Origin of the sequence: Rhizobium sp. Root491 (genome assembly GCF_001427205.1) — a bacterium.
Taxonomy (GTDB): domain Bacteria; phylum Pseudomonadota; class Alphaproteobacteria; order Rhizobiales; family Rhizobiaceae; genus Agrobacterium; species Agrobacterium tumefaciens.
Genome location: NZ_LMFF01000010.1, coordinates 1 through 20,611 on the forward strand (window position 1 = coordinate 1; position 20,611 = coordinate 20,611).

General features: G+C 58.0%; 22 protein-coding genes and 2 pseudogenes. 8 read left to right on the forward strand and 16 right to left on the reverse strand.

What is annotated here, in order from left to right; genetic code table 11:
* Both ASD46_RS10810 and ASD46_RS10815 read right to left on the reverse strand, forming a co-directional pair.
* A partial coding sequence (locus tag ASD46_RS10810; protein ID WP_156390035.1) for an alpha/beta fold hydrolase occupies positions 1–507 on the reverse strand: 507 nt, incomplete at its 3' end.
* 52 nt (positions 508–559) lie between these two features.
* Positions 560–1,489 carry an NAD(P)-dependent oxidoreductase gene (locus ASD46_RS10815; RefSeq protein ID WP_323455113.1) on the reverse strand — a complete coding sequence of 310 codons (930 nt, stop codon included), beginning with the start codon at positions 1,487–1,489 and terminating at the stop codon, positions 560–562.
* A gap of 138 nt (positions 1,490–1,627) precedes the next feature.
* On the opposite strand from ASD46_RS10815, the gene ASD46_RS10820 reads away from it, so the two are divergent.
* Positions 1,628–2,245, forward strand: a complete 618-nt coding sequence (locus ASD46_RS10820) for a TetR/AcrR family transcriptional regulator (protein ID WP_082546191.1) — start codon at positions 1,628–1,630, stop codon at positions 2,243–2,245.
* A 313-nt stretch (positions 2,246–2,558) separates the two neighbouring features.
* On the opposite strand, the gene ASD46_RS10825 is transcribed toward ASD46_RS10820, so the two are convergent.
* Positions 2,559–3,365, reverse strand: a complete 807-nt coding sequence (locus ASD46_RS10825; RefSeq protein ID WP_060642251.1) for a GNAT family N-acetyltransferase — start codon at positions 3,363–3,365, stop codon at positions 2,559–2,561.
* Between the two features lie 334 nt (positions 3,366–3,699).
* On the opposite strand from ASD46_RS10825, the gene ASD46_RS10830 reads away from it, so the two are divergent.
* Positions 3,700–6,411, forward strand: coding sequence for an ATP-binding protein (locus ASD46_RS10830; RefSeq protein ID WP_323455114.1), 2,712 nt, complete (start codon positions 3,700–3,702; stop codon positions 6,409–6,411).
* 27 nt (positions 6,412–6,438) lie between these two features.
* Here ASD46_RS10830 and ASD46_RS10835 read toward each other — a convergent pair whose 3' ends face one another.
* The 6 genes from ASD46_RS10835 to ASD46_RS10860 form a co-directional block, all read right to left on the reverse strand.
* On the reverse strand, positions 6,439–7,068 hold the full coding sequence (locus ASD46_RS10835; protein ID WP_060642253.1) for a pyridoxamine 5'-phosphate oxidase family protein: 630 nt from the start codon (positions 7,066–7,068) through the stop codon (positions 6,439–6,441).
* Positions 7,069–7,121: 53 nt separating this feature from the next.
* Positions 7,122–7,799 (reverse strand): isochorismatase family protein, encoded by a 678-nt coding sequence (locus ASD46_RS10840; RefSeq protein ID WP_060642254.1) that lies wholly within the window; start codon positions 7,797–7,799, stop codon positions 7,122–7,124.
* Between the two features lie 27 nt (positions 7,800–7,826).
* Positions 7,827–8,699, reverse strand: coding sequence for an alpha/beta fold hydrolase (locus tag ASD46_RS10845; protein WP_060642255.1), 873 nt, complete (start codon positions 8,697–8,699; stop codon positions 7,827–7,829).
* Complete coding sequence (locus ASD46_RS10850; protein ID WP_060642256.1) at positions 8,696–9,442, reverse strand: alpha/beta hydrolase; 747 nt, start codon at positions 9,440–9,442, stop codon at positions 8,696–8,698. The genes ASD46_RS10845 and ASD46_RS10850 overlap by 4 nt, the downstream gene beginning before the upstream one ends.
* Before the next feature lie 64 nt (positions 9,443–9,506).
* Complete coding sequence (locus ASD46_RS10855) at positions 9,507–10,478, reverse strand: alpha/beta fold hydrolase (RefSeq protein WP_060642257.1); 972 nt, start codon at positions 10,476–10,478, stop codon at positions 9,507–9,509.
* Between the two features lie 423 nt (positions 10,479–10,901).
* A complete protein-coding gene (locus ASD46_RS10860) occupies positions 10,902–11,843 on the reverse strand; it encodes an AraC family transcriptional regulator (RefSeq protein ID WP_060642258.1) in 942 nt (313 codons plus the stop codon).
* Positions 11,844–11,934: 91 nt separating this feature from the next.
* Here ASD46_RS10860 and ASD46_RS10865 point away from each other — a divergent pair, with 91 nt between their 5' ends.
* Positions 11,935–12,912, forward strand: a complete 978-nt coding sequence (locus tag ASD46_RS10865) for an oxidoreductase (RefSeq protein WP_060642259.1) — start codon at positions 11,935–11,937, stop codon at positions 12,910–12,912.
* Positions 12,913–13,177: 265 nt separating this feature from the next.
* Here the strand turns inward: ASD46_RS10865 and ASD46_RS10870 are convergent, their stop codons facing one another.
* The 4 genes from ASD46_RS10870 to ASD46_RS10885 all read right to left on the reverse strand — a co-directional run bounded on the left by ASD46_RS10870 (position 13,178) and on the right by ASD46_RS10885 (position 15,444).
* On the reverse strand, positions 13,178–13,624 hold the full coding sequence (locus tag ASD46_RS10870) for a carboxymuconolactone decarboxylase family protein (RefSeq protein ID WP_060642260.1): 447 nt from the start codon (positions 13,622–13,624) through the stop codon (positions 13,178–13,180).
* A gap of 92 nt (positions 13,625–13,716) precedes the next feature.
* Entirely contained in the window at positions 13,717–14,154 is a 438-nt protein-coding gene (locus ASD46_RS10875) for a cupin domain-containing protein (RefSeq protein ID WP_035201026.1), read from the reverse strand.
* A 13-nt stretch (positions 14,155–14,167) separates the two neighbouring features.
* A complete protein-coding gene (locus ASD46_RS10880) occupies positions 14,168–14,920 on the reverse strand; it encodes an SDR family oxidoreductase (protein WP_060642261.1) in 753 nt (250 codons plus the stop codon).
* A gap of 11 nt (positions 14,921–14,931) precedes the next feature.
* Positions 14,932–15,444, reverse strand: a complete 513-nt coding sequence (locus tag ASD46_RS10885; RefSeq protein ID WP_019565668.1) for an RrF2 family transcriptional regulator — start codon at positions 15,442–15,444, stop codon at positions 14,932–14,934.
* Positions 15,445–15,531: 87 nt separating this feature from the next.
* On the opposite strand from ASD46_RS10885, the gene ASD46_RS10890 reads away from it, so the two are divergent.
* Positions 15,532–16,272, forward strand: a complete 741-nt coding sequence (locus ASD46_RS10890) for a TetR/AcrR family transcriptional regulator (protein WP_323455115.1) — start codon at positions 15,532–15,534, stop codon at positions 16,270–16,272.
* Between the two features lie 72 nt (positions 16,273–16,344).
* Positions 16,345–17,076: an SDR family NAD(P)-dependent oxidoreductase gene (locus tag ASD46_RS10895; RefSeq protein WP_035201019.1), complete on the forward strand. Its 732-nt coding sequence runs from the start codon at positions 16,345–16,347 to the stop codon at positions 17,074–17,076.
* Positions 17,077–17,245: 169 nt separating this feature from the next.
* Here ASD46_RS10895 and ASD46_RS27755 read toward each other — a convergent pair whose 3' ends face one another.
* Positions 17,246–17,716 carry a zinc-binding dehydrogenase gene (locus ASD46_RS27755; protein ID WP_320187827.1) on the reverse strand — a complete coding sequence of 157 codons (471 nt, stop codon included), beginning with the start codon at positions 17,714–17,716 and terminating at the stop codon, positions 17,246–17,248.
* 190 nt (positions 17,717–17,906) lie between these two features.
* Here ASD46_RS27755 and ASD46_RS27760 point away from each other — a divergent pair, with 190 nt between their 5' ends.
* Positions 17,907–18,116 carry a hypothetical protein gene (locus ASD46_RS27760; RefSeq protein WP_156390037.1) on the forward strand — a complete coding sequence of 70 codons (210 nt, stop codon included), beginning with the start codon at positions 17,907–17,909 and terminating at the stop codon, positions 18,114–18,116.
* A 121-nt stretch (positions 18,117–18,237) separates the two neighbouring features.
* Here the strand turns inward: ASD46_RS27760 and ASD46_RS27765 are convergent.
* Positions 18,238–18,483 (reverse strand): annotated as a pseudogene (locus ASD46_RS27765) (IS6 family transposase); the annotation flags it as partial.
* A gap of 68 nt (positions 18,484–18,551) precedes the next feature.
* Positions 18,552–19,163: a TetR/AcrR family transcriptional regulator gene (locus ASD46_RS10915; protein WP_060642263.1), complete on the reverse strand. Its 612-nt coding sequence runs from the start codon at positions 19,161–19,163 to the stop codon at positions 18,552–18,554.
* Between the two features lie 169 nt (positions 19,164–19,332).
* Here ASD46_RS10915 and ASD46_RS10920 point away from each other — a divergent pair, with 169 nt between their 5' ends.
* Positions 19,333–19,578, forward strand: coding sequence for a hypothetical protein (locus ASD46_RS10920; RefSeq protein ID WP_323455116.1), 246 nt, complete (start codon positions 19,333–19,335; stop codon positions 19,576–19,578).
* Positions 19,579–20,014: 436 nt separating this feature from the next.
* Positions 20,015–20,611: pseudogene (locus ASD46_RS10930) on the forward strand (methyl-accepting chemotaxis protein); the annotation flags it as partial.

Here is a 20,611-nt window from a genome sequence, read left to right on the forward strand (position 1 = left end):
CTCCGGCTTCATCATGTCGAAAGCATAATAGAGATCGCCGAGACCGCGACTGCGTAGCAAGTCCCATGTACTCAGCTCGCCACGCGGCAGGAACGGGATGCCGAGCGTTATGATGCCGTTGAAACGATCCGGTCGCATGACCATCGCCCGTTGTCCGTGGTCGGCACCCCAGTCATGGGATATGATGGTTGCGGTAGGCACCTGCAACGCATCAAGGATGCCAATCAGGTCGCCAACAATTAGGGCCCCGCTGTAAAGTGCGGGATCGTTCGGGGCATAGCTCTCGCCGAAACCCCTCATGTCGAGCGCGATCGCGCGGTATCCGTTTTCTGCGACAACTTGCATCTGGCTACGCCACGTTTCCACAGTGTCTGGAAATCCGTGCAAGAAGAGCACTACTGGACCGCGGCCTTGTTCAACCACATGGAAAGAGGCTCCGTTGGCCTCGATTTGCGAATGGTGTACGGGATGATCCGTGGCGGCTGATGCTTTATGAGTGTGGTTCATTTTCTGCTCCAGGTTATGCTTGATCCGAGCCTTGCAGCGCGTGTTGGATCGGCTACAATTCAATGACTTCACCGCCTGATGCGCGAAGCCGATCAAAGTATGTGGAGTGGTCGATGACCTGGGCTGGGAAATAGAGGCCCGGTCGGGGCGTATCGCCCGCGAGACCAGCCAAGCGTTCAAGAACGAGCGCGACACCCAGACCCGTTAGCGGCATCTGCCCCCCGGGGTGAACGATCGCGTGACGTTTCCGAAGCTGCTGCCCGGCGTGATCCAGGCCCGAAAGGTTGATAATGATTTCAGTCGATACCGGTCCGCCATTCCGGCGGGTGGAGCTCATTCCAATGGCCAGGTCGAACCGAATATCAGGAGCGCCGGTTGCGTTTGCCAACAACAAGACGTCGTTTGGCGAAAACACGTTCGCGTCCAACTCGGTGCCGTCGATTGCGCGCACCTTCGATCTGGTCTCGGCGCCATGGTACCATCGCCACGCGCCAACCGTTCTCAAAAGAGCGGCAGCACCCGCATACATCTGGCGCTCAAGATCTGCATTCGCTGCAGGTCCGAACGCATCCTGTTCATCGAGCACTGCCTCGATATGAATGTTTTCCAGACGACCAAATTCTCGGGCGAACAAGAGTGACGGTACGCTTGTCGCACCAACGAGCCATTCTGTACCAAGGACGACTGGCGCGGCGGTAGGTCTCTGCATGAATGTAGCAGTTTCCAAGCCCAGCTCGCTTATGCTTGGTGAGATGTTGACGTGCCCAACGCCCAATTGTTGGGCCCAGCGGAGAGCTGCCCCGGTTTTGTCCGTAAAGAGCGTTGCGACCGCCGAGACACGTTGCTCGCCTAGCCCCAGGTCAGAGGCAGTGAGGTCCACTACCACCGCAGACGCGCCGTCGACAGCTGCTGCTGCTCGTATCGCGCGTTGCTCGTCGCGACCGCCAATGAGGATTGGTACATCAGGATATTGCTCACGCAAGAAGCGTGTGGCCCATCGCCCAACCTCGCCGGCGCCGCCGATAATAAGTATTGGGTCGTGGAGACTTCCAGAAGCTTGTAACATCACGATACCTGTGGTTTACTAATTCCTACACATGGTAGGTTACTAAAAGTAGGTATGCAAGTGGAAAAGCAAAAAGCTGCCATCGACAATAGGACTAAAGGCCGACTTTCGAAGTCCGAGAGGCGTCAGCAGCTACTAGAGACGGCGCGCCTGATCGTTCGGGAAGAAGGTGCTGATCGGCTGACACTAGGTCACCTGGCAGTGCGGGCGGGCGTTTCCAAACCTGTGACCTACGAGCACTTCGAGACCAGAACGGGTTTGTTAATTGAACTCTATCGTTGGATAGACACCGAACGCATTGCCGCGTTTCGCACACTTATGGCTCAGGGAAATCGACCGGCAAAACAGACTATATTGGCTTTGGCTAAAACTTATCTGGCCTGCGGAACCGACCAAGGTGACGAATTTCATGCTGTCGGCGCAGCGCTTGCAGGAAGCGAGGAGAAAGCCAACGTGTACCAAGAGCTAGTCGATGCTGTGATCGAAATGTTCATGGATGTTTTACGGCCTCACTCAAACTTTCAGCCGGAATCGCTGGCATTGGCCTGCGCGGCATTGGTTGCGGCAGGAGACGCGTTGACAAGCGCTGTTACACGGGGAAACTGCTCCGCTTCCGAGGCCGAGGGGGTGTTTTCGAATCTTATTGGAGCTGTGGCCCAGGGTAAAGCGTAGGTAGAGGTGCCGCTTCATATGGCCGAGAGATAGCCGAGTTGAGGGAAGAGCATTCGCTGCCGAACTCTTCGGACATATTTATACGAGAAAACACCCAGCGCTGGCTCCTATGATGTCGACCTCCATAGAGCCGTCCTACGGACCGACTGCATCGGGAAGAAAGAAGCGTGCCAATGGTTAAATCCCCTCAAGAGCCAAGGCATAACCTTGCAATGTAGTGGCCCCATAAATATCCGTAGAGTCAGTCGCACTAAGCTGACGAACCAAATCATATTGCTAATGCACGACCTTGGTCCTCTCTTGACAGCAAGTGTCATAAAATGAAGTTGCTGCGATTATAGATATGCACGAAACCCATTTTCGCTAAATTGGCGTTCGAGATGTTGGCCTTTTCGGCCGATGGCACTTCGGTCTCTACCACGAAAGTCGACACGCCACGGTCTGCGCCTTCCTTTAGACGAGCTTGAATTAGGGCCTTTTGTGAACCTCTATTTCGAAAGCTCGGCACGGTCGTTCCACCGCCGAGCCACGCGAAGGATCCTGAAGCGAACATCGCTCCTGTTCCCACGGGTGTGTCTCCATCCAACGCGTAGAAACAAGACCATCCGTCGCGTCCCACGATTGCTGCCCATAGAGCAGTGAGGCTTTCCGGAAAGCCAAAACCGGCACACATCATGGCGCCGAATACCTCGGCTTCGTCGGGCCGAACTTTTCGTGTTTTCACGGTGCCTGGCGATGGAAGAGGGATCGTGTCCGTGGATCGCCGAAGCTTCGCCCATCCAGGTCCGTAGGCAACCAACCCCTTCGTCTCGATCCACTGTGTCAGCTCGTCCGATGCAGTGTCGGCATTGACCTGTAAGAACCGGTTCCCCGTCTTTCCCCTCATCCAGCTGTAGGCCTTGTCGAGATCTTCACGTGTGGTGAGGCCAAGGATACGGTTGAGGCCGATCGCAGGCGCGCTCGGTAGTGAGATCGTGCATCCACCATTCATGGAAACGCATGCGAACCGCTCCTCGTCCGTCAATCGGCCGCGGGCGGCCTTGTGCAGATCAATGAAAGCTTTGGCCTCAATGGCATCCTCCTGCGTGAGGCAGGGCTGATCAGAAGAACAAGAATCCAACAGAGTACTCCAATGGCCGACACTTCGCCGAAAGCAGATAACGGAACCGTCGGATTAAAAATAGAACAATTTCATCGGCGAATCCTGCACGCCCGTCTGGGCCAGAAATCCCGTTGATGAGGATTTGCGCCGACTTTGGCGTTGAGCGATTTTGAGCGAGCTAGACGATCTTCCAACACCATCGAAGATCTGCGAAGAGGCCTGGCAACCTTCATCTTGAGCCAGCCTGCGGTGCAACCTTTCTCCATACGCCTTGAAAACTGGCCAGCGCGGTATATCGTTAAATTTTTTGAATTGTGAGAGCAGGGTGTCACACGATCTCGGGTTACAGACATTGTCGAAACAGACCGCTTTCCAGTTTGGAGATTTCCGTTTTCTGCCAGAAGCTCAATCCCTCCTGTACAAGGGGCAACCCGTCGGCCTCGGTGGGCGAGGTTTCGACATTCTGACCCTGCTCGTGGCGCGGGCGGGCGAGGTTGTCAGCAAAGCCGATCTGTTTGCGCATGTATGGCCAGATTATATCGTCCACGACCATAACCTGAAGGTCAATGTCGGCAACCTTCGACGCTCGCTAGCCGAACTTGATCCTTCCATGGAGTACATCGCAACCATTGCTGGGCGAGGTTACAAGTTCGTCGCCGCCTTGGAAAGCGATCGCCCGGCGCCAGCCCGGCAAGTGGTTGCCAGCACAAGCCATCATATCGCGGCACCCCAGGTTCGGCCGCTCCTCGGCCGCGATGAAGCGACCCGGCAGATCTCGGAAAAGCTTGATCAAGCGGGTTACGTCACCATCGTCGGGCCAGGCGGCGCGGGAAAAACGTCTCTTGCGGTTACGGTTGCTGAGCAATCCTGCGGGGCAAACGAAGCCATCGCCTTTGCGGATCTCTCGACGCTGAGCGACCCGCGATTTGTGGTTCCGGCGATCGCGTCTGCCCTCGGCGTGTCGCTTGGGTTTGATGATCCCATCGCAGGCGTGATCGACGTCCTTCGCAGCAACCGGCTGCTTCTCATCATCGACAATTGCGAGCACGTTGTCGCGATGGCCGCGACGATCGTTGAGCGGATATCCGCGGACGTTCCTTCGGCGCGGATCATTGCGACCAGCCGCGAGCCGTTACGGACGCGGCACGAGCAGATTCATTTTCTCTCAGGATTGGCTTATCCGCACCAGACGACGACAATGTCCATCAGCGACGCGCTACAGTTTCCGGCAATCCAGCTGTTCATTTCAAAGGCGTACGGTTTAGGCGATATAAAGCCTACTGATGAATATGTCCGCAGTGTTGTTTCGATCTGCTCACGGCTGGACGGCTTGGCACTCGCCATCGAACTGGCCGCCGGTACGGCCAGTGTTCTTGCACCCTCGGCGCTCGATGACCTCTTCAGGGATGGCTTTGATACGATGAACCGGGGAGCAAGGGATGCACCCTTGCGCCACCAATCCTTGGAGGCGACGCTCGACTGGAGCTATCGGCTTCTTCCTGACCGTGAGGCGGTCTTGCTCGGTCTGCTTTCGGTATTTTCCGGCCGTTTCAACTCCGACGACGTGGAGGCGATGTATTTCGCCGGCGCCCTGGAGCCGATGACCGGGCGAGACGCACTGTCGCAGCTCGTGGCAAAGTCGCTGGTATCAGCGGAATACGACGGCGGGACTGTGCATTACAGACTTGCCGAAAGCACGGGTGCCTATGCCGCGCGGCGTCTTTCAGGTTCCCTCTACAGAGAGAAGGCAAGACGACATTTTGCCGTTCGAACAAAGGACAAGCTGCAGATTGCCGAACGGGATTGGTCGTCGCAGACATCTCGCGAATGGCTCGGCAAATATCGGAGGCAGATCGACGACGTTCGCGCGGCCATCGGTTGGGCGTTTGATCCCGCAGGCGATGCGGCTTTGGGTGTCGAATTGGTGGTCGCTGCCTTGCCGCTGTGGCAAGAACTATCGGCGTTTAGGGAAATGCTGGAGGCCATCGACCTTGCCGGGTCAAACAGCGCTGCCCTCATGGGGCTCGCGCCACTGGGCCGAGCCAGGCTCTCCACGGCTCGGGCCTGGGCCATGACACTGGCGCGCCACATGCACCCGCAAACCGATGATGCTTGGCGCGAAAGCATCTTTCATGCGAACGGGTCGCGCGACGAGGAATTTGAAATACGATCGGTGTGCGGACAGGCCGTTTTTCTGGCCTATTCCGGCCGGCCCCGCACGGCATTGCGCAGCATGAACGAGTTTGCGGCAGCAAAGGCTCTGGACTGGTCGACGGCGCCCGACGGCAAACGACTTTTAGCGCATATCAAGATCTATGCAGGCGAGTTCAATTCGGCATCGGCCGACCTGGAGGCGCTGATGGATGATTGGGGTCACCTGGAGGAAGGGCATGGCTTGTCCAGGTTCCAGGTCGATTTGCCTGCCGGTATTCGTTTTTCTCAGGCATTTCTGTCTTGGTTACAAGGTGATTCTGATCGTGCCTCCCGGCTGGCCGGTCAGGCGATCGATCGTGCCGCCGGTCTCGATCACATGATCTCCTTGGGCAATGCAATTTCGCTTGCGGCCCTTCCGATCGCTTTCGTGGAGGGTGATCTCGAAACTGCTTCGCGGCTTCAGCAACAACTGGCCGACGTCAGCCGGCGAGAAAGTGTCGGCATTTACGAGGGGACAGCCAAGTTTTTCGCCGGTGCTATCCAGTCCTCTCGAGGTGAGCAGGCAGGCTTTACCCTGATGCAAGACAGTATCAGCGGATTGCTTCGGGGGAACTGGCGTGCTCGCGTGCCCTTCTACCGGAGCCTGTTGGCGGAGGCATATCTTGCCGCAGGCGAACTGCAGCTTGCTGAGGATAGTCTGTTCGCCGTGCTTGCAGAAACTGGCATACGAGAAGAGCGTTGGTGGCATCCGGATCTTGGGCGCGTTGCGGGAATGATTGCAGCCGGAAACAGGCGGCCCGACAAGGCGATGGGCTATTTCCAGACGTCATTGGATTGCGCCCGCGCAATGGGTGCAGGTGCCGCTACCAAACGGACCCAGCTTGCCGTCGGTGCAACGGACTTTGGTTGACCTTGCTGCATTCTCCTCGGTTCGTGCTCAATCTTTTCGTCGCGAATCGAGGCGCTCCCGCAGTGACGCATTTTCCTGCTCAAGCTGAGCGACCTTGTCCAGAAGATGTCGAGAGGCGGCCAAAAATTCGGCTTGGGTGTAACGCGGCACGATATGCTGCGGACAGTTCCAGTCGAACGCCTCGAGCTTCAACCTGAAAATGCGTTCAGCCTTGGCTCCATAAGCACCATCGGTGATGGCCTCGGTAAGTACCGGATCGGCTTCAAGGGCCAGCTTCTCGGCACGGGCATAGATCTTCAGCCGGGTGCGCGCGGGGTAGTCGATCAGGAACAGGCATGTCCGGTCGTTTTCTGTCAGATTGCCGGTGGTGATATATTGATGATTGCCGCGGTAATCGACGAAGGCGAGGGTGCGATCGTCGAGGACCTTGAGAAAGCCGGCAGGCCCGCCTCTATGCTGAACGTAAGGCCAGCCTGTTTCCGAAACGGAGGCCATGTAGAAGCTGTCGCGCTGTGCGATGAACGCGGTCTCCTGTGCCGTGAAGCGGTCGAATTCGCGGTGTCCCTTGAAGTCGGACCAGAAATGATCCGCTCCCATTTCCGCTTGCGCCCTGCGAACTGAAGGCGTGATCGCGATATCCATGAAACCGTAACTCATATCGTATTTCCCTAAAGTGTGCTCTGTTCGCAGGGCGTCGGATGCACAAAGTACTAGATTGCCTCTCTAGCGGCCTGCTGCGCGCGGGCATAGCTCTCGGCCACGGCGGCATAGTTCGGTGCGGCAAGTCCGTAGAGCTTGCCAAGCTCGGCAGCCTCGGGACGCGCCCAGGTGCGGTGAAGCTCAGACAGCAATGCATTGGTCGATGTCGGCTTGACGCCGCCCTGCACGAAGCGGGCAAGTGAAATCCGCGAGGCCATTTCGCTCGGATCCCCCGAGGCATCGAGCACCGCATAGACGTCGTAGCCGGCGGCGCGGGCGTCGAGTGCCGGAAACATCACACAGACACTGGTCCAGACGCCTGCCATGATGAGAGTTTTGCGGCCGGTTGCGCGAACCGTTGCGACGAAATCGTCATTGTCCCAGGCGTTTACTTCTCCCTTGCGCGGCACATAGTCGGCGTGCGGCGCCAATTCATGGATCTCGGGCATCAGTGGACCATTGGTGCCGGCAGGTTCCGAAGCAGTGGTGATCACCGGGATGTTCAAGAGAGTGGCGAGCCTGGCGATCATTTCCACATTCCGGCGCAGATCGGCGACCGGTATGTCCTTGACCGTCTGGAACAATCCCGACTGATGATCGAGAAGCAGGATCAGCGCGTCGGAGGGATCGATGAGGGCTGCGCCGCCGCCGGTGGGAAGGACGCTCGGCTTGGATTTGCTGTTGTACATGGTCATTTTCCTTTTCTTGGGTTCCAATTAACGGATCAGGTTTCGGGCGAGGAAGTCGCGCATGACCGGGATCATCTCGTCCGCCTTGTCCTCCAGGGCGAAATGTCCCGTATCAAAAAAATGAAGCTCGGCTTCGGGCAGGTCGCGGAGGAAGGCGCGTGCGCCTTCCGGCAGGAAGATGGGATCATTTTCGCCCCACAGGATCAGGGCCGGCGGCTGATGGGCGCGGAAATAGGCGTGGAAGTCGGGGTAGAGCCCGACATTGGTCCTATAGTCGTAGATGATGTCCAGCTGGATGTCCGTGCTGCCCGGGCGGTCGAGGAAGAGCTGATCGTATAACCAGGCCGCCGGATCGATCCGCGTCTCATCTTTTGTGCCAGTGAGATATTGGAAACGTGTGCCGTCAAGCGATAAAAAAGGCCGCAGCGCGTCGCGGTTTACCGGGCCGTTGTCGGCCCAGTAAGCCCGCGTCACTCCCCAGAAATCCCCCATGCCGTCTTCATAGGCGTTGCCGTTCTGGACGATCAGGGCGGTCACCCGATCCGGATGCGCGAGCGCCAGACGAAACCCGGTTGGCGCGCCATAATCCATGACATAGAGCGCGTAGCGTTCGGCGCCCAGCTGTTCGAGGAGACCGGCGATGACATCCGAGAAAGTGGCAAAGCTGTATTCGAATTCGCTGGAAGACGGCATTGCCGACAGACCGAACCCCGGAAGGTCGGGCGCAATCACATGATAGTGGTTGGCAAGCGCTGGGATGAGGTTGCGGTACATGTGCGAAGAGCTTGGAAAGCCGTGCAGCAACACCACGACAGGGGCGCCTTTCTCTCCAGCCTCGCGGTAGAATAGTTCCACGCCTTCAACGCTGGTGGTTCGGTGATGGGTGACGGGCCGGGTCATTGTCCGGCACCTTCGGTCGGCGTTGCGGCCGAGGCGGCGGCTGCGATGAACGCCGCGACGTCCTGCGGGTGCGACAGCATCGCGGCGTGACTGCTGTCGATCTCGGTGATCGCAGCACTCGCACGCTTGGCCATCCGGCGCTGCGCGCTAGGCGGCACCATCCTGTCGGCGGAAGCGACGAGATAGAAGCTGGGTTTGGTCTTCCAAGCTGCGTGGGTAAGGGGTGCTATGACCGCTGCAAGGCCCCAGGGCAGTTGCGCCGCCGCCATGAAGCGCGTGGTCGTGATGTCGACATCGGCGGCAAATGCTTCCGGAAAGCTGGCAGGATCGACAACGAGGTAGCCGTCCTGCGGCGGCAGCAACGGTGCCTTCGTTTCGCCGGGCTCTTCCGGAGCTTCGTTCAGAGCCGCGACGGATTCGCCCGCATCCGGCACGAAAGCCGCGATGTAGGCCAAAGCCTGGACTTTCGGGTTGACGCCAGCCTCGGTGATGACGGCTCCACCGTAGCTGTGGCCCACCAGGAGAACCGGGTGGCGAGCCGCGACAATCAGGCGCTCGGTCACGGCAACGTCGCCTTCAAGTGAGGTCGTCGGGTGTTGAGCGACGAGCACTTCAAAGCCGCGGTCGACAAGTTCACCATGGACCTGTTGCCATCCGGAGCCATCGACAAATGCGCCGTGCACGAGGACGATCGAGAGGGACGGGGCACCAGCTGTCTGGGTGCCCGAAACGGGACTGGTCATGATCTTTTCCTTTGCTGGGGGAAGTTGCGGGGCCGCTGGCCCCGCGGAACGGATTGGCTATCGATCAGTTGCAAACCTTGCGGTCGAGGAAATCCCGGATGAGCGGCACCATCACATCGAGCTTGTCTTCGAGGGCGAAATGGCCGCTATCGAGAATGTGCATCTCGGCATTCGGGAGATCGCGAAGATAGGGGTGCGCGCCAGGTTCGGGAAAGATCTTGTCGTTCTTGCCCCAGACGATCAGCGTTGGCGGTTGGTTGTCGCGGAAGAAGGCCTGGAATTGCGGGTAAAGCGGTACATTGCTGCCGTAGTCGCCCAGGAGATCCAGCTGGATGTCCTTGTTGCCCGGCCGGTCGAGCAAGGCCTGATCGACGACCCAGTTGTCGGGGCTGATATGTGAGACATCGCCCATTCCGTCGGTATACTGGAATTTCGTGGTTTCGAGCGTAACCAGACCGGCGAGCGCTTCCCGGCGTTCCGGCGTCTTCTCGGCCCAATAGGCCTTGATCGGATCCCAGAACGCGGCGAGGCCTTCGGTATAGGCGTTGCCATTCTGCACGATCAGGGTTTCAACCCGCTCGGGATGTTTGAGCGCGAGCCGGTATCCGATCGGTGCGCCGTAATCCATCACATACATGCTGTAGCGATCGGCGCCGACTTTTTCTGTCAGCTTGTCGACGACGTTGGTCAGGTTCTCGAATGTGTAGGAAAATTTGGTGTGGTCGGGCGCATCACTCTGACCGTAGCCGGGATAGTCAGGCGCGATCACGCGGTAGCGGTCTGCAAGCAGCGGAATGAGGTTGCGGAACATATGGGACGAGGTCGGAAATCCGTGCAGAAGCAGTAGCACCGGTGCGTCTTTGGGGCCGGCTTCACGATAAAAGACTTTTACGCCATCTATCGTCGTGTTTTTGTACTGAATGACGGGAACGGCTTTAGCGGCGATGACTGGGGTGTTCGGCACGCAGCGGGCTTCAGCCGCAACGGGAGAGATGGCCATGAGAAGTGCGACAGTGGCGAGCAGATTCTTTTTCATGATGCTTTCCTTTTCCAAATTGGGTGCCGATCCACATCAGCGCCTCTGGAAAAAGGACTAGCACCGCCGGTCCTCGGGCCTGGGATAAATAAGGGTAAAAAGTTGAACAGGCGGCCGTCAAAGCACTAACAATGAGCAGCGTGAATGGCTCGATCCAAACGAAAGCCGATCCGTTTAAGCAGCCTCATGGGAAGCTCTCCACGTCTGCGGTTCTTTAAACGACCGATAGCTTTGACGATCATAGAGAGTGTTTTTGCGGTAGAATCAGCGTGATAAGTTCTTCGGTTTGCCGGTTCTGGGTTCGATTCCTGTCAAGGCGTATGATGCGGAGTGTGTCCAAATTGAAAGCGGTCGCAAACAATGAGGACTTGCTGCAACGCTGCATCTGCCTGCGCACCAGACCGGCTAGTGGCAAACCAGCAGTCACGACTTGACAACCTCACTCTGCATCTTGTTGCGATACAGGGAACGGTAACGCGCCGGCGATTGGCCGATGGCGCGGCGGAAGCTGGCGGCAAAAGCGCTGTCGGATCCATAGCCGAGCGACTGTGCAATCCGTGGCAGTGGCTCGTTGCCACGCCGCAGCCGGGCGGCGGCAAGCCGCATCCTCCAGTTCGCGAGATAGTCGATCGGCGATGCTCCGACGGTGGCACGAAATCTTTCGGCAAATCCGGAGCGGGACTGGCCGGCAAGAGACGCCAGTGCTTCTACCGTCCAGCGGCGCGATGGATCGGCGTGGATGGCCCGCAGTGCGGGCGCCAGACGAGCATCCGCAAGGCCGGCGAGCCAGCCGGGATGCTGTGATGTCTGGCGCGCCATATAGGCACGCAGGACATGGATAAACACCAGACGCAGCAGGTCGTTGCAGGCGACGCGAGCACCCGGTGCTGCGCTGTTCCACTCCAGGTCCAACTGTTCGAGCAGCCAGCCAATCGGTCCGGCCTCTTCGTGGTCAATCACTACAACAGGCGGCAGGGCGTCGGTGAGGAGTGAGCCATCGACGGTATCGAGGTTGACGCTGCCGCCGAGGAGCACGAAATCCCGACCATCGCCCACTGAGACATCGAGATTACCCCCAGCGAATACCTCTGCCGCCGCTATCGGCGTCACGTTGGGATCGCTGCAAAGCGTAAACGCCTTGCCGCTGACCACAAGACAATCGCCGGCTTCAATGCGCAACGGTGCCTCTCCCTCCGAGATCAGCCAGGCAACGCCTTCACGGACTGCATTGAACTTGAGGTAGCCCGGTGGTGGAAAAGCAACAGACCACGCGCCTCCGGCTGCAAAACGCACGGAGAACAGCGCACGCGCATCGATGGCGCTGAGCACGTCGGACAGGGGATCCTGGATGTTTTGGACGATCACGACAGAAATCCGGATCCTGCAGGCTGGGGACTCCGAGAAGCTACCCGATATAGGGGACGGACACCAGAGCCACAAATGAAGGAGTAACAACATGTCCGAACAGAAACCTATTGGATCTCGTTTCAGCGCATCCAGCACGGCACGCGAGGTCACCGAGGGTATCGACCTTTCCGGCAAGACGGCGATTGTCACCGGCGGCTATTCCGGTCTCGGCGTCGAGACGACGCGGGCGCTCGCTGGTGCCGGCGCTCGTGTCATCGTACCGGCTCGCAATCGCGAAAAGGCCGAACGCACACTTGCCGGTATCGACAATGTTGTTATCGAAGCGATGGATCTTGCGGATCCCGCATCGGTTGCCGCCTTTGTTGACAGGATCGTTGCGGCGGGCATGCCCATCTCAATCCTGGTCAACAGCGCCGGCATCATGGCGACGCCGCTTGCCCGGGATCAGGCTGGGCACGAGAGCCAGTTTGCCACCAATCATCTCGGCCATTTCCGGTTGGTTGCAGGCCTGTGGCCTGCGCTGGTCAAGGCTGGCAACGCGCGGGTGGTCTCTGTGTCATCGCGCGGCCATCAAATCGGTCCAGTCGATTTCGACGACATTGATTTCAAGGCTCGCCCTTATGACAAGTGGCAGGCCTATGGCCAGGCGAAGACGGCAAATGCTCTGTTTGCGCTTGAACTTGATCGGCTTGGAGCAGGGTGTGGCGTACGGTCATTTTCCTTGCACCCGGGCATCATCCTGACCGATCTCGCCCGCCATCTTACCGAAGACGAGATCAAGTCTTTTGATGTCTACGACGAGAATGGCAACCGTCGAGTCGATCCATCGCGCGATCTCAAGACGCCGGAACAAGGGGCAGCAACAAGCGTCTGGGCAGCAACGCGACCCGAACTCAACGGTATTGGTGGCGTCTACTGCGAAGATTGCGAAGTCGCCCTGCCGCAGGCGGAGACGGATGGGACCAAAGGTGTGGCGCCTTGGGCCATGGATCCACAGGCTGCTGAACGGCTCTGGCTGCTTTCTGAGCATTTAACGGGCTTGTCAGTAGGTGATCGTCGAGGCTGAGCGCATATCGGCACACGAGTGATTTGCGGTGTTGTCAGGCGAGGCCTTCGGTCAGTCGAAGGCCTGCTACATCGTGGTCAGTCGGTTTCACGCAGGAGTAAAACAGCGGCTCACCTTCATAAACACTCTGAAGTGTTCGATCCGGATAATGCCTTCCGTGTCTGGGAGATGGCGACCGGGATGGTCGCATCTGCAGGTCGAAACACCCTGTCGGACCTCGACGGCCCGGCAGGGAGGTGCCTATGCGGTTGCACTGCTCGCGCGATCACGCCTTGGCTGCAACCGGAAGCCGGAATGGCGCCCCGAGACGATTGAACGCATTCATCGCAGCGATCGTGATCGTCAGATCGACGAGGTCCTTCGGTTCGAAAGCTGCGGCTGCGGCGGCATAGGCCTCGTCCGATGCTTGGGTCTGGCTGACATTCGTGACTTCTTCAGCCCAGGCCAGTGCTGCTCGTTCCTGGTCGCTAAACAGGTGAGGCACCTCATCCCAGACAGGAACAAGCGTGATCTTATCGACGGACATCGTCTTGCGCAGATCGCGACTATGCATGTCGATGCAATGGGCGCAGCCGTTGATCTGCGACACGCGCAGGAAGACGAGATGAATCAGCTCCTCAGGAAGGTTCGTTTTCTTGGTGACGTAGTGATGCACGCCGAAGAGCGCCTTGGCACCCTCGGGGGCGACTTCGGACCAGTTCATGCGGGACATATTGTTTTCCTTTCTCGTGGACACGGTTCTCCGTTCGCCGGAGAAACCGTCGTTGCGTGTGCTAGGTGAGGGGGTAGGTCTGGTAGGTAGCGCTACGGCTTTCGCGGTGTCGTCAGGGCGGTGTCATCGGTATCGACGACGAAGACGGCAAGCAGCTTCGCCGGCTCGGTCTTGCTGGCGTTGGCGCTGACGTCGTGGCGGTCGCCCGGCAGCTCGGTGAAGTTCTGCCCGGCGATGAAGGTCTTCGTCTCGCCACCGTTCACGGCGCTTAGGATGGCGCCTTCGAGAACCGTCGCATAGATCAAGGCGGATTTTGCATGCGTGTGAGCGGAACTGTAGCCGCCGGGGCCGTACTCGACGAGGACGCCCTTCACGCTCTTGCCGGGAACGTCCGGGAGGGGATGCTCGTAAACCAGCGTCACCTTCGCGTCCTTCGTATCATATGCAAGTCCAGGCTTGGCGACGTCATGAGCGGAAGCTGTGGCCAGAGAGACCGCAAGGGCTGAAGCGGCATGGAGGATGGTCTTCATGATTGTTTCCCTCCTATGTTCTGAGCCACTCGGCGATCGTGATCGCACCCTTGATGTAGTCTCCGCCGGGAACCAGCGAGCCGGCGACAACGGAAGCGCCGAAGTAGTCGACGGCGGCGTCGGCGTTGACCGGACGAGCGTCGCTCTTGGCATCGAGATAGGTCCGGATGAAGGATTCGAACGGTGCCCGTTCGGGCCCGGCAAGATCGACGGATGCGTTCTTCGGCTCCCCGAGCGCGGCTTCCACCAAAGCAGCGGCGACGTCGTCAGCCGCGATCGGCTGGAAGTCGATATCCGGCACTTTCACCGCGCCGTCGGCCGAGTAGGCGCCCACCAGTGTCTCCGTGAATTCGTGGAACTGTGTCGCGCGCACAATGGTGTAGGCCTGGCCCGATGCTGCGACGGCGTCTTCTTGGGCGAGTTTGCCGGCCATGTATGGGTTCGCGGCGAGGCGGTCCGCGTTGACGATCGAGAGGACGACGTGATGGCGCACGCCCGCGGCTTGTTCGGCACGTGTCAGGTTTCGGCTCGACTTGTCGAAGAAGTCGGTGATGACGGCCTTATCGAAAGACATCATGTTCGACACGTCGATGACGGCGTCGGCGCCCGTAAGAGCCTCGGCCAGTCCTTCGCCCGTGTAGGCATTAATCCCGTTGCGGGAGCTTGCGACGACGGCTTCGTGGCCGGCGTCCTGTAGCAGCTTCACTGCCTTCGAGCCGATCAGGCCCGTGCCGCCGATGACGACGACCTTCTTCATCTTGGTCATGGTGCTTTCTCCTATGACGAGGCGCGATTGCCCGTCTTGCGTTCGTGGAGTTCAAGGAAGGCGCATCCCCGGGCGGCGATGCCCCCGTCGTCGGCTGCACCAAGGTCCGCCAGAAGGTCCGCGACGGACACCTTGGCGAGTTCTGCGCGATAGGCCTTCTCGGCTTTCAGCATCGCGGCGTTGATTTGGCAGGGCTTAGTGAAGTAGCGCGCCGGAAGTGGATTCGGCCCGCGCTGGCGGATCTCGGCGCACCGGAAGGCGGGCGCTGGTCCTTCGACCGCGAGGACGATGTCGAGCATCGTGATGTCCTTTGGCGCCTTGGCCAGCCGATATCCACCCTTCGGACCCGGCGTCGTTGCGACGATCCCGGCGCCGGAAAGCGCCTGCAGATGCTTGAGGAGGTAGCTCGTCGATACGCCGTGGAGTTCAGCCAGTGCTGCCGCCGACAGGACGCCGTCTTCGGACAGCCCCGCCAGGAATGCCGTGCAGTGAATGGCCTGCTCGACGCCTTCGCTCAGTTTCATGGTGTATCCCCTAATCGTGGATATAAAATATCCACGATTGACTTCGATGTCAATCCGGGATCACGTAGACCGTTCAAAATTCGGAATATGACAGAAAACCGCGCTCCGGCGGCCGTGGCTTGCCATAGTCAGGAAGCTCGCACTCTCATCGACGCCCGAACATGTTGCACTTGCCCCGGTATATCTCCGCCGCATGGTGGGAATTTAATTATTGACGGATCAATCAATAATTGGTACGTCGTCCGCATGGCAAGACCGAGAGAATTTGACCGCGACGCAGCGTTGGAGAAAGCCCTGAGGGTGTTCTGGGCAAAGGGATTTGCCGCGACCTCTACCGATGATCTGCGTGTGGCGATGGGCATCGGCAGACAAAGCCTCTACGGCGCCTTTGGCGACAAACGTACTCTTTATCTGGAAGCGCTGGATACCTATCAGCAGCGGACAAACACTGGGCATGTCATGAGGTTGAGCGGCCCGACATCGCCTATAAAAGGCATCGAAGACCTGCTTTCCGGTCTTGTGTCGGAAGACGATTGCGAGCGGGCGCTGGGATGCATGGGGGTTGGATCAGTCGGCGAGTTTGGCGTGACAGACCCGGACCTTAATTCGCGCCGCAACTCTGCCAGTGCGGCGTTAGGTCGACGCATATTGGAGAGAGTGTTGGAGGGCCAGCGTTCGGGGGAAATCAATCCCGTTCTCGACGCTGAAGAAACTACCGCGTTCATTCAGATGACGATGACCGGCCTGCAGGTGGCTGCGCGTGGCGGCGCAAAAGCTCTCGATCTGAAGGCGATGGCACGATTTGCAACACAGCGTCTAAAACCATAACGCGGCCTCCGCAACAAGGAGGCTTTTCATTTGCTCAATTATGGACTGATCTGTCAATAAAAGGAGAATCCCATGACAATCGAAGAACGAAAGACCGCCCTCGTATTTGGAGGTGCCCGTGGTATCGGCGCCGCTGCGGTCGAAAGACTTTCAAAAGACGGCTACGATGTCGCCTTCACATATGTTTCGCGACCGGACAGCGCACAGGCGCTCGTGAACGAGATCGATAAGAGTGGGCGCCGCGCGGTGGCAATCCAGGCCAATAGCGCAGATGCTGCCGCCATTCGTGGCGCGGTGGCAAAGACTGTCGACATCTTCGGGCCAATCGACGCCGTCGTCGTCAATGCAGGGATTTTGCGGCTCAACAGGGTGGATGCTGTCACTCTCGAAGAGCTCGATCTAATGATCGACATCAACATCCGCGGCGTTTTCTTGTCCATCCAGTCCGCAGTGCCGCACATGAAGGATGGCGGCCGCGTCATAACGATCGGGTCGAACACGGCGGAACGGACTGGAATGGCGGGAGCAAGCGTCTACCAATTCTCCAAGGCTGCGGTCGCAGCGATGGTGAAAGGCTTGGCCCTTGATCTTGCTCCGCGGCGCATCACCGTCAACAACATCCAGCCTGGTCCAACGGACACTGACATGAACGCCGGCGCCATTGAGATGTTGTCTGACCGCAGCCCCTTGAAGCGCGTTGCCGACCCCAAGGAAATTGCGGGAATGGTGGCCTATCTAACGGGTCCCGACACGTCTTTCATGACAGGATCGAGCTTGACAATCGACGGAGGCTGGGCGCTATAAATTCAGCGCTCCAGGGGTAGGGCCGTTCAAAGCGGCCCTCTCCACCACTCCGGCATCTTTCCTCGTGCAGAAGTCTGCTGGGCAAAACTCACCGGCGGTCAATCTTTTGGCTTATCGCGGTGCAATTCGCGAGTTCCACTCAGTCCAAGAGCTCCCCGCGTATCCGGCATCACCCATGAAAATCGTCAAGAACGATCTTGCCGAACACTCCGCCGGCTTTCATCCGGCGATCGGCATCCGATGTAGCTGAGAGCGGATACAGTGCCCCGACAACGGGCTGAAGTTCTTTGCCCATCATTGGCAGCACATCGTCCCTGAACCGGCGGATCATAGCTCTCATTTCTGAGCGAGATCTGGATTTCATGGCCGTGCCCAGCAATTGTAAGTGATTGTGAAGGACAGTTCCGAGCGGAATGATGGCGTTCTTATCTCGCCCCAACAGGCCCACTTGGACAAGCCGACCACCAAGAGCAAGACTACGAATGTTGCGGACGAGGTAGGACCCGCCGACAAAGTCGATGATCAGATCGACCCCACAGGATGCCGTCGCATCGACGACCTCCGCCTCGAAGTCCGACCGCTGATAATCGAACACAGCTTCGGCGCCCTGCGAAAGCACGTTCCCGATGTTGCCCGCCAAAGCGGTGGCTAGCTAGGTTGCTCCTGCCGCTTTGGCGGGCTGGACTGCCGCCGATCCGATGCCGCCTGCAGCAGCATGAATGAGAACGGTCTCGCTTTTTTTCGGTTCGTCCGAGATGTGCAAGAGCCTCCCAGTCCGTGACGAAGCTTTCCATGACTGCGGCCGCCTCGATGAAGGACATCTGGTCGGAATGGTAGCCGCCATCCCGCCGCCGACAATCCCCATGACACGGTCGCCGACGGCAAGGCCGATTACTTCGTTTCCGACGGCTGTCACTTCTCCCAGCGACCTCAAGGCCGAGGATGTTACTGTCCCCGTAAGTCTGAGCGCCATAGACGCCTTCACGTTGAAGAAGGTCTCCGCGATTGACCCCGGCCTGTCGGTTTTCAGCTGGGTTTAAGCCAGTTTTTCATTTGGCATTTTACCAACACATTGCTTCTATGGTATTGACCGAAAACATCTTTCCGAAGTGAGGGTGGGTCTTTTCGAAATGGAAGAATGGATCATATTCGTGCGATAACCAACAGCCATTTGTCGCCGAGCTTGCCGATCGATCGCTTCCGGATTTCATTGGCAAAGTGCCTGTCGAATTTCTCAGCCCAAAGTCTCACGGTCTGACGAGAGACGATGACCCCACGAGCTGCCAGCACATCCTCGGCCATTCGCAGACTGAGCGGAAACCGGACATAGAGCTAAACGGTATGGGCAATCACGTCAGGTGGAAATCGGTGGCGACGATAAAGAGGATCACGGGCAAGTCTGGTCATATAGCCTTATTCGACGCCCGGTTAACGTTCACTGCCTTCAGTAGCACTTCCTTCTTGCACCACCAGGATCAGGCAGAAGCCTGTGCACCTAGACCAAACGAGACCATCGCCGCTTCACACGCACGCGTAAACCGCATCGACGGACCTTCTTTGCCGGCGGCAAGTTTGCTGACGCGTGCTCCCTCTAACAGCATGGATAGCGTATCAGCCAAAAGTTCAGGATCGCTTACACCTGTCGAACGACAAAGATCGGCAAGCCGGGAATGCTGTTCCATCTTCAACGTTTCTATTATCGCATGTGCAGGGTGCCCTTGCTCTTTCAACTCTACCGCAGCATTGGCCAAATCGCATCCATAGGGCTCGCTGGAAAGACATTGTGCGCGCGCTTTAACCCATGCCTTGAGCTGAGCCCTCGGGTCGCCCGGGTTCTCTTTTTCGAGATCTTCCCAGGCTTTATCGAGCGTTCGAGAACTGTGCTTGAGCGCTTCACACACAAGATCGTCCTTGGAACCAAAATGTCGGTATAAGGTCATCTTGTTGGTTGAGGCGGCTTCGGCAATGGCATCAACACCGATGCCGCGTATCCCATGTTCACGAAACAGCTGGCAGGCCGTTGACACAATCCGGTCACGAGGTGCGATTTTCTGCTCAGAAGCACGATCAGATGTCTCGGATTTCATGAGTTTAATTTTTACCCTCAAGCGGTGTTGACATGCGTGTTACCGATCGGTAACTATCACAAAAGTTACTTACCGGTAACACCTTGGCGCGAGCCCGTCAAGCAATCGCCCGCTTTCACAGCGTAGGAATTATCGAAAGGAGACTGAGATGAGACAGACGATAGACGAGATGACGCTCGCCGAGATTTTCGCAGATCCACTGATCCGTTCAGTCATGCGCGCCGATGACGTGGGCCTGGACGATTTCAAAGAGTTGATGCATTCGGCGGCGACGTCCTTGACGACGCGCGATGGCGCAGCATTTGCTGGACAGTTTGAAACGAGCGGGCCTGCAGCTTCATCGAAGCGAACACTCGTAACCGCCGTACAGCCCTTGTTCGCAGGTTTCTTTAAGCCTTGCGCTGCCCATATGTGAATGTGGCCTGCATCACCATCCCACAAGTCGGGCTTATCCGCGGTGGAATGGCTAATCGCACGCTGATCTTTTAGATATTGGTATCTCCTGCGCCCGTTTGGGCATGAAGAAATTGTAAAGTATTTAACTATAACTAATCGCAAGAAAACCAGCGAAGCACGGCCATGGAACAATCGGTTCTAGTCCGTGTTTTGCGAAATGCGGCCCGGCGTTTCCGCCTGTTGGCGGGGCTGTCGTTTCGCCCGCGGAATGGTGACCTGCCCGTATTTGAAGGGGCAGGCCGGCGTTTTTCTGCGCATGCATGATGCAGTTGCGATCAGAGCCGATGATGCGGCTACCGAAGCCTTGATGATCGAGGTTACGCGACGTGCAATGTCAGTCTTGCCGAACACCTCCGGCACGGGGAAGGAGCGGTATTCATGCCCTGAGGTTATCCGTGTCATTTCTCCAGAATGCCAGTATCCGCACCAAAATTCTGTCGCTCATTTTACCGCTCTGCATCATCGGTCTGGGTGCAACAGTATATATGTCCGCCCGTTACAAAAACGCGGACACGCTCTATTCAGAGTTCATTGCCGGCGATAATGCCGCGCTTGTCGAGCTTTCTCGTGCCAACCGCAATCTTCAGGCGGTGGCTTACGGTGCTTATCAGGTAATGGCATATGACACCTCCATTCCGGATTTCGCCATCGCCAAAGGCGAGTATAACACCGACAAAGGCGAACTGATCTCGCGATTGAACAACGTCAAGGCCATATTCCCGGAAGAGACGGCCACAATCGACAAACTGCTCAAACAATCTCAGAGCATCATCGCAACCACTGATAAGGCCGTCGAGCTTGGCTCCGCTAATCGTAATCAGGAGTCCGCGGCGGAACTCCTGAAGGCTGATGGGCAAATTCGAGCGGCCGGAAACGAAATAGGCTCTTTGCTGGACAAGCTTGCCAAGGGTGTTGCAAAAGGCAGCGACGATCTGACGGATCAGACGAATTCCACGATCCTGACCTCGCTTGTTGTGGTTGGCATCAGCTTT